At 72.5% G+C, this 8550-nt stretch carries 8 protein-coding genes; 2 read left to right on the top strand and 6 right to left on the bottom strand.

The window, feature by feature from the left end; genetic code table 11:
- Positions 1–664 precede the first annotated feature (664 nt).
- Positions 665–1705, top strand: coding sequence for a zinc-dependent alcohol dehydrogenase family protein (locus ACK4LS_RS14330; protein WP_409718655.1), 1041 nt, complete (start codon positions 665–667; stop codon positions 1703–1705).
- Between the two features lie 113 nt (positions 1706–1818).
- Here the strand turns inward: ACK4LS_RS14330 and ACK4LS_RS14325 are convergent, their stop codons facing one another.
- The 5 genes from ACK4LS_RS14325 to ACK4LS_RS14305 form a co-directional block, all read right to left on the bottom strand.
- The gene (locus ACK4LS_RS14325) at positions 1819–2238 is read right to left on the bottom strand and encodes an amino acid transporter (protein WP_409718652.1); all 420 of its coding nucleotides are present in this window, start codon (positions 2236–2238) and stop codon (positions 1819–1821) included.
- Positions 2235–2867, bottom strand: coding sequence for an acyl-CoA synthetase (locus ACK4LS_RS14320; RefSeq protein WP_409718649.1), 633 nt, complete (start codon positions 2865–2867; stop codon positions 2235–2237). Before ACK4LS_RS14320 ends, ACK4LS_RS14325 begins: the two co-directional genes overlap by 4 nt.
- A gap of 83 nt (positions 2868–2950) precedes the next feature.
- The gene (locus ACK4LS_RS14315) at positions 2951–4030 is read right to left on the bottom strand and encodes a WxL protein peptidoglycan domain-containing protein (protein ID WP_409718646.1); all 1080 of its coding nucleotides are present in this window, start codon (positions 4028–4030) and stop codon (positions 2951–2953) included.
- Between the two features lie 61 nt (positions 4031–4091).
- On the bottom strand, positions 4092–6083 hold the full coding sequence (locus tag ACK4LS_RS14310; RefSeq protein ID WP_409718643.1) for a fibronectin type III domain-containing protein: 1992 nt from the start codon (positions 6081–6083) through the stop codon (positions 4092–4094).
- A gap of 130 nt (positions 6084–6213) precedes the next feature.
- The gene (locus tag ACK4LS_RS14305) at positions 6214–7431 is read right to left on the bottom strand and encodes a HupE/UreJ family protein (protein ID WP_409718640.1); all 1218 of its coding nucleotides are present in this window, start codon (positions 7429–7431) and stop codon (positions 6214–6216) included.
- A 127-nt stretch (positions 7432–7558) separates the two neighbouring features.
- Between ACK4LS_RS14305 and ACK4LS_RS14300 the strand changes: the two genes are divergently transcribed.
- Entirely contained in the window at positions 7559–8215 is a 657-nt protein-coding gene (locus tag ACK4LS_RS14300) for a hypothetical protein (RefSeq protein ID WP_409718661.1), read from the top strand.
- Positions 8216–8325: 110 nt separating this feature from the next.
- Here the strand turns inward: ACK4LS_RS14300 and ACK4LS_RS14295 are convergent, their stop codons facing one another.
- Positions 8326–8406: a hypothetical protein gene (locus ACK4LS_RS14295; RefSeq protein ID WP_409718658.1), complete on the bottom strand. Its 81-nt coding sequence runs from the start codon at positions 8404–8406 to the stop codon at positions 8326–8328.
- Positions 8407–8550: the final 144 nt, after the last annotated feature.

Raw genomic sequence — 8550 nt, 5'->3', positions numbered from 1 at the left:
ATCTCCCCCCGAGGCGTGAGGAAGGCCGCGGACGCGCGATTCTCCGGAGTCCGGCACCGCCCGCGGCCGACTCTCCGCCCCGCGCGACGCGCCGTCCAACGTCTCCCCCGGCTGACCCGTCCGCCCGCCGCTCCCCGCTCAGCCGTGCCGAACTCCGGAAGATACCGGCACGTATCTCCCCCCGAGGCGTGAGGAAGGCCGCGGACGCGCGATTCTCCGGAGCCCGGCACCGCCCGCGGCCGACTCTCCGCCCCGCGCGACGCGCCGTCCAACGTCTCCCCCGGCTGGCCCGTCAGCCCGCCGCTCCCCGCTCGACCGTGCCGAACTCCGGAAGATATAGGCACGTATCTCCCTCCGAGGCGTGAGGAAGGCCGCGGACGCGCGATTCTCCGGAGTCCGGCACCGCCCGCCGCCGACTCTCCGCCCCGCGCGATGCGCCGTCCGACGTCTCCCCCGGCTGGCCCGTCCGCCCGCTGCTCCCCGCTCGGCCGTGCCGAACTCCGGAGTAAGAGACGGCGCTGACGCAACGGGCCCCGATCTATCGCGGATCTCGGGCTCGCCGGTTACGGATTCTCCGGAGTCCGGCACACCGCCCGCCCGCGACGCCCCGTCACACGACGGCCCCGGCGATGCACGGGAGCGGCGCCGCGGGAGAATGGATGCCATGCGCGCGATGATCATGGACGCCCTGGCTCAGCCCCTCGAGGTGCGCGACGTTCCCGCGCCGTCCGCGCCGGCCGGCGGCGTGGTCGTCGAGGTGCACGCGACGGGGCTGTGCAAGAGCGACTGGCACGCGTGGGTGGGGCATGACGACATCGCCCTCCCCCACGTACCCGGGCACGAGCTGGCGGGCGTGATCGTCGAGGTCGGCGAGGGAGTGCGGCGCTGGAGCGTCGGCGATCGCGTCACGGTGCCGTTCGTCATGGGGTGCGGGGCGTGCGAGTGGTGCCTGGCGGGCGACGCGCAGGTGTGCCCCGACCAGCAGCAACCCGGCTTCACGCAGTGGGGCTCGTTCGCCGAGCGGGTCGTGCTGCGCGCGGCCGACACCAACGTCGTGCGGATCCCCGACGGCGTCTCGTTCGAGGCGGCGGCGGCCCTCGGATGCCGCTTCGCCACCGCCTACCGCGCCCTCACCGGCCGCGCGCGCGTGCAGGCGGGCGAGTGGGTGACGGTCGTGGGCGCCGGGGGCGTGGGATTGAGCGCCGTGATGATCGGGGCGGCGCTCGGCGCGCGCGTGATCGCCGTCGACCGCACCCCCGCCGCCCTCGACGCGGCACGCCGCCTCGGCGCGGAGCACACGCTCGTCGCCGACGGCCCCGACATCGCCGCGGCCGTGCACGAGATCACCGGCGGCGGCGGTCATGTCTCGGTCGACGCGGTCGGCAGCGCGCAGACCGCGCGCGACGCCGTGCTGAGCCTGCGCCGCCGCGGCCGCCACGTGCAGATCGGCCTGCTGCCCACGGCCGACGGGATGACGGCGATGCCCATGGCGCGCGTGATCGCGTGGGAGCTCGACATGCTCGGCAGTCACGGCATGGCCGCCGTGGACTACCCGGAGATGCTCTCGCTCATCGACAGCGGGGCGCTGCGACCGCAGGAGTTGATCGAGCGGATCGTCGGGCTCGGCGAGGCGGCGGGGCTGCTGGCCACGATGGACTCCGCCTCGCCCGCCGGCATGACGATGATCGACCCGCGTCGGATCTGATCGCGTCAACCGGGTTCACTCCTTCGGACGTGGTCCGAGCGGAACATCCGGCCGAGCGCACCTCACGGAGGAAGGCCCGGCCCCCGCAGGGAGCCGCGCCGGGGCGGAGCGCGTCAGGAGCGCGGGCCGGCGCCGTCGTCGTCGGAACGCGGCGTGGCCGGACCCTCGGTCTGCGGGGCGGTGCCCGGCACGTCGCCCGCGGCCCGCGGGGCCTCGCGCGTCGCGGGGGCGCCGGGGACGGCGGCATCCGGAGCGTCCTTCGGCAGCAGCAGCGGTCGCTCGACCGTCGCGGTGACCTTCGAGGGGTCGACCGCGAGCAGCATGAGCGCGACGCTCACGAGGACGATGATGAAGGTCGCCCCGGCCGCGACGAGCGCGACGATGAGGGCGCGCTGGATCTGGTCGGCGGGACGCGTCTGGAAGAAGCCCATCGACATGAGCGTGACGAAACCGGCGAACAGCGCGGCGATGAAGGCGAGACCGAGAAGCTGGACCGGCTTCATCAGGTCGCGGCGGGTGGGCTTGTCGGTCATGACGCGGCCTCCTCGGAGGGTACGGCCGGAACGGGCTCGGGGCGACGCGGCGAGAAGCCCGCGATCGCGAGGAACACGGCGACGACCGCCGCGTATCCGCCGAAGAGTCCCACGGCGATGGTGATCCCGGTGAGGGTGAACGAACCCGCTCCGGTGATGCTGTAGTCGAGCGCGTACTGCTGATTGGGGAGGAACAGCCCGGCACCCAGCACCAGGGTCAGGATGCCGATGAGCACGCCGTCTCGCACGCCCGCGCTGCGCCCCGCCCGGCGATCGCGCAGCGCTCCCAGGAGCTCGATGAGCCCCGAGGCGAGCGCCCAGCCGATGACGATGGCGAAGAACGCCCCGGTCGAACGCAGACCCGGGACGCTGGCGATGAGCCCCCCGACCACGGCGACCACGGCGAGCAGGACCGCGATCCGGCGCTCCCCGCGCGGGAACACGAGCCAGGCCGACAGGGCGAAGACGAGACCCGTCGCCAGGGCGAAGCCGCTGAACACGCTGAGCCCGAGGGCGGCGGAGTGGTCGGGCGAGAACGTGATCATGATCGCCGCGAGCGCCGCGAAAAGGGCGCGCGCGAGCTGCAGATGGCGCGCGTCGAACGTGCGTTCAGCAGGAGAAGTGGTCACGGAGGGTCCCCGAGAGACGGTGTCGATGCCATCCAGTCTATTCCTCGGCACCTGAGCGGACCTCGGGGACGCTCGACGTCGAATCAGTCGACGAGAGCGTCCTCCCGCTGCTGCTCCGCGAGCGTGCGCTGCACGGCGGCCTCGACGCGCGCGTCCTCCGCCTGCTGGCGGCGTCGGCGGCGCGCCCGCAGGACGCGGGGGCCGAACACCACCGCCGCGACGAGGAGGGCGATCACCAGCAGCAGCGGCCAGGGCACGGCCCACCCGACGGCCGAGGCCGCGACGGGCTCGAGGGCCGAGGTCGTGCCGGCGGCGTCGGTGACCACGGGGGTGACCGCGGCCGAGGCGAACAGCATCCCCATGGCCGCGACGGCCGGCACGCGCACGTCGCGCTGCCAGGACTCGCCCGGCAGCAGCACGGGGGCGGCGTCGGCGGGAGCGGCCTCGACGCGACCGGCGCCGAAGGGACCCGTGACGGCGTCGGCTTCGTCGGCGGCGAGCGCGACGTTGCCGGTGTTGTGCAGGCGGTAGTGGACGGTGGCATCCCCGACGAGGAACGGGACGACACCGCCGTCCCAGTCGACGCGCAGATCGTCGATCGCGAGCGCGGGGGCGAGGTCTCCGCCCACGCGGAGGCCGGCGCGGATGCCGAGACGGCGGTCGACGTTGACGTTCGCGGTGGCGTCGGCGACCGTGAGCGAGGTCACCACGCCGCCGGCGTAGTCCCCGGGAGTCGCGTCGGCGGGGACGTCCACCGAGAAGGGGACCTCCACGGTCTCGCCGGCCGGGACCGACACGTGCCGCTGCGGCACCGTGATCCACGCGCCGACGCCGACCGACTCCTCACCCGCGACCCGCAGGTCGAGGGCACCGGTCGAGGTCGTGTATCCGTCGGAGGCGTAGACGTCGAGTTCGACGGGCTCGGTCCCTCGGTTGGCCACCACGATGCCGTCGTCGAGGTGGGCTCCGGGGTTCAGCGCGTAGCTGTAGTTTGTGCGGTCGGCGCCCAGGGCGTTCGAGGCGGTGCGCACGGTCCAGGTGACGTCGTCGGTCGCGGCGAAGGCGGCGGAGGACGTCAGGGTGGGCGCCAGGACGACGGGGGCGACGAGCGCCACCGCGAGCACCAGGGGGGTGATGCGCGGGGGGAGGGACAGGCGGGTCATGGTGATCCTTCGGGGAAGGCGCCGGCGGGGAGGGTCGCTCCCCGCCGGCGCGTTTCGCTGGTCAGCCGGCCAGCGCGGTGAGGGTCAGGGTCGCGCGGTAGCTTCCCTTGTCGATCGAGTTGGGGATCTTCAGGTCGAGGTCGGCACCGATGACGCCGGCGCTGCGGTCGTGACCCATCGGGGCCTGACCCAGCACGCGCGACACGGCGAGACCGTCTCCGCCGTCGTAGCCCGACGAGACGGCGGCGCCCGCGGCGGCACCGGCACCGGGGGTGACCACCTTGGGTGCCCAACCGAGGTACTTGCCGCTGAAGGTCTTGTCGCCGTCGTCGAAGTCGCCGACCGACGCCGAGACCGACCATGCGGCCTTGCTGCGACGGGTGTCGGTCACCGAGATCGGGTTGATCTGACCGGTCGCCTCGAAGTACTGCATGTTCTTCTCCTCGGCGGTGCCGAGGTCGACGAGACCGTTGTGACCGTTGATCGTCCAGCCGAACTCACCCGGAGCACCGCTGGGGACGTCGACCTGGATGTCCTGGCCGTCACCGTGGTTGGGGTGGATGGTGACCTCGTCCTGGATCGACCCGACGGCCTCGGCCGGCTTGGTGCCGTTCTCGGGACCGCACCACACGACGCGGTTGAGCTCGACCGCGGCGTTGGGGGCCGCGCAGGTTCCGGAGCGGATGTTCTGCACGACGAGCTGGTCCTTCTTGACCTGGACCTTCACGTACGTGCGCACGTGCTCCTGGTTCTGCACCGAGTTGTACCAGTAGCTGCTGGGGTTCAGCGGGTCGGCCCCGTTTCCCGCACCGCTGGTGCCGCTGTTGTCCGGCGCGGTGATGTCGTAGTACTTCGATCCGGATGCCGAGTTGGCGGTGACGTAGACCACGCCGCCGGGGCCCTCGAAGACCTCGTCCTGACCGGGCTTCTCGTCGGGGTTCGCCTTGGCGCCGTTCTTGATCTCGTAGCTGCGGGTGTAGACGTGGTCGTGACCCTGGAGCACGAGGTTGACGCCGAGCTGGGAGAACGTCGTCGGGAAGTCGACGCGGCGCACCTTGTTGTCGGAGTCCTTGGCGTGGGCCGCGGCCGAGTAGATGGCGTGGTGGTAGACCAGCACCTTGTACTTGGCCTGCGAGCCGTGCTTGTTGATGACGTCGGTGACGTACGCCACGTGCGCGTCGTCACCGCCGCCGCCCTGCGAGGTGGCGTAGCTGTTGCTGTTCAGGTCGATGTACAGCACGTCCTTGTAGATGAACCAGTAGTCGCCGCCCGACTCGGTCGCCGTGCCCGCCGAGCCCTTGCGGTAGTACGCGTCGGACCGGTCGGTGTTGGGGGTGTACAGGTGCTGCTCGTAGGCCTTGCCGCCCACGTCGTGGTTGCCGATCGTGGCGACCCAGGGGTACTGGCGCAGCTGGTCGGGCGCGAGGAAGGCGTTCCACTGCGCCTCGGTGTTGGCCGTCTCGACCTGGTCGCCGCCCGAGACGAGCAGCTCCGCCCGGGGGTTCGCGCCGACGGCCACGTTCATGGTGTCCTGCCACCCGGCCTGGTCCTTGGCGAGGTCGCCGGAGGAACCGACCTGGGGGTCGCCGAAGAACAGGAAGTCGTAGTCGCCCTCGAACGACTGGGTCGCGAAGGCGTAGGTCGACGACCAGTTGCCGTCGGAGCCGACCCGGTACGAGTACGCGGTGTTCTCGGCCAGCCCCGTGATCGTGGCGTGGCGGTTGAACCCGCCGCTGGTGGCGATGTTGGCGGTCCCGGATGCCGAGAAGGTCGTCGCCGACGCCGGGAACTGGCCGTTCACCAGCGCCGAGGTCGGGGCGACCTGCACCGACTGGGTGGTGTCGGCCGAGGAGTACCAGGTGACGATGCGCTGGGTCTCGTCAGCGCCGACTCCGAGGATGACGCCGGAGAGGGTGGCCGTGGTGTCGGCCATCGCTGCCGGGACGCTCGCGACGCCCGAAAGGACGAGCGACGCGCCGACGGCGGCGGTTGCGATCCACGAGACACGGCGACGCGTGCGCGTCCCGTGCGACGTCGATGCGGTGAGGAACATGGTTGTCCGTTTCTCTTGTGGGGAGCTCTCATGCACGCTCGCGGTCGCGAGCGCGACCTACGTTCCGCTCGACGGGTGTCCGGCGCGTGAATGCTTGACCCAGCACACGTATCGGGTGCGGCAACACCCGTCACTCGATGCCGAGCACGCGCTGCACGAACCAGACGAGACCGGCGATCGTCACGACGACCGCCAGCAGGGCGCTCACCCACATGCCCACCCGGGGCGCGCGCCGACGCAGCAGGACGAGCAGGGGGAAGACCACGATGATGAGGCCGATCTGCACGGCCTCGATGCCGATGTTGAACACGAGCAACGACCACAGCAGCGTCCACGACCACGGCTCGTCGATGCCCAGGGCCGACGCGAAGCCGAGACCGTGTACGAGCCCGAACACGAAGACCACCCCGACCCGCAGCCAGCCGGCGCGGTCCAGGCGCAGGAAGCCGTGGGCGTGCGAGAGATCCTGGTCGACCTGGCCGCCGCGCCAGAGGCGCCAGAGGTACCAGGCCCCGACCACCGCGATCGAGAGGGCGATGGTCGGCTCCACCAGCTCGGGGGGAGCGGCGACGACCCCCGTCGCCGCGAGGATGAACGTCACCGAATGGGCGATCGTGAACGTGGTCGCCGCGATCACGACCTCGCGCAGTCGCCGGGATCCGACGATCAGGGCGAGCAGGAACAGGATGTGATCGATGCCGGTGAGCAGATGCTCGGCGCCGAGGCGGAAGAACTCCCAGAAGCGCTCGAGCGTGGTCTGCGCCGTCGTGAACGTGGGGTGCTCGGCATCCAGGACCGTGCTGCCCTCGTGCAGGTCGAGCGCGTAGGTGAGGATCGTCTTGGTGTCGGTCACGAAGCCCTCGTCGTCGGGGAAGAGCGACGAGGCCACCTCGTGGCCGTTCTCGGACGGCGGGCAGGCGTAGTCGGCCTCGAGCACCGCGTAGGGCACTCCGTCCTGCCACGTCATGCTCACGTCGTCGGCGACCGTGGGGGTGCAGGGCTCCCCCGCCGCCGAGACGCGGAAGCGGTCGCCGACGTAGGCGGCCACGGAATCGTGGTGGTCGACGAGGGCGGCGGCCTGCTGGTCGGCGTCGCCCGCCTCGAACGCGGCGGTGCCCGTCTGGAAGAGCGGGTCGTCGCGTTCGGCGTCGGCGACCGAGACCACGAGCAGGTCGTACTCGAGCTGCAGCTGTGCGCGCACGACCCCGGGGCCGCCGCTGGAGAGGTCGGCGTAGACCACCGACAGGAGGCCGTGGGCCGAGGCGGGGAGCGCGAGCGACAGCAGCGCGGCGATCCCGGCGAGAAGGAGCAGGACGCGCCCGAGAGGGCGGCGGAGACGATCGGACATGTTCACCTTTCCGCCCCGAAGCGTGCGCGCTCGCCGTGAACGGTTCCCCGCGATGGGGCGAACGGAAACGGAACGTGTCCCCGTCGTTCGCCCGCGCGCCACCCGCGTCGTCCAGGGTGAGGGGGTGATGCGCAGGATCTTGACCGCGACGACGACTGTGGTGCTGGCGGCGGTGACGCTCGCGGGATGCGCGAGCGGTCCCGGGTGGGACGCGCCCCGCCCCGCCCCCGCTGCGGTGGGGGCACCCGCCGCGGGGTTCGCTCCCGCGTCGCCGCCGGCTCCCGAGTCCACGCACGCGCCCGCACCCGGCTCGTGGGACGGCGTCACCGCCCCCGCCGGCTACCGGGTGGTGCTGCTCACCGTGGGAGACGACGACCCGGCCACCACGCTCGTGCGCGCGGTCGAGGACTGGGCGGCGCAGACCCGTGCCGATCTGCGCGTCGTGCACGCCGACGACGACATGATCGACGGGGCTGTGCGCGCGATGGACATGCACCCCGACCTCATCATCAGCGCCGGGGATGCGCTCGTCGACCCGCTCGCGACCGTGACGGCCAACCACCTCGACGTGCCGTTCCTGATCGTGGGGGCGGAGCTGGCCGAGCCGACCGAGAACGTCACCGCCGTCGACTGGACCGGTGCGGCCTACCGCGGCGAGGGGCTCGGCACGGCCGCGGCCTACGATCCCGCGACCTTCACCGCCGAACGCGCCGATCGCGCCGTGCGGGCGGGTGTCGCGGCGGTGCTCACGGGGCTGCACGGGATCGTGCTCTGGATCGACTGAGGCGCTGAGCGGCGCGGCCGCGGCGGGGTCGCGGAGCAGGGAACGCGCGGCGGGATCGCGGAGCAGGGAACGTCGCCGCCGGTCGGTCGACCCGTCAGCGCAAGAGCGCGTCAGGTGCGGCGCCGCCGGGAGCGGGCGGCCAGGATGCCGGCCACGACCGCGCCGGCGCCGATCGCCGTCGCGAAGCCCAGGGCCGTGGCATCCGTTCCGGTGGCGGGCAGCGTCCCCGCGGGGGTCGCGGGTCCCGCACCGGGCCCGGCCGACGGGGGCGTCGCCGTCGGGCGCGGCGTCGGCGTCGGGGGAACGGCGGGTTTCGTCCATCATGGCCTCGGCGC

Origin of the sequence: Microbacterium sp. (assembly GCF_046295495.1) — a bacterium.
Classification (GTDB): Bacteria; Actinomycetota; Actinomycetes; order Actinomycetales; family Microbacteriaceae; genus Microbacterium.
Note: the sequence above shows the minus strand (reverse complement) of the source record. Positions and strands in the feature narration are given on the sequence as shown.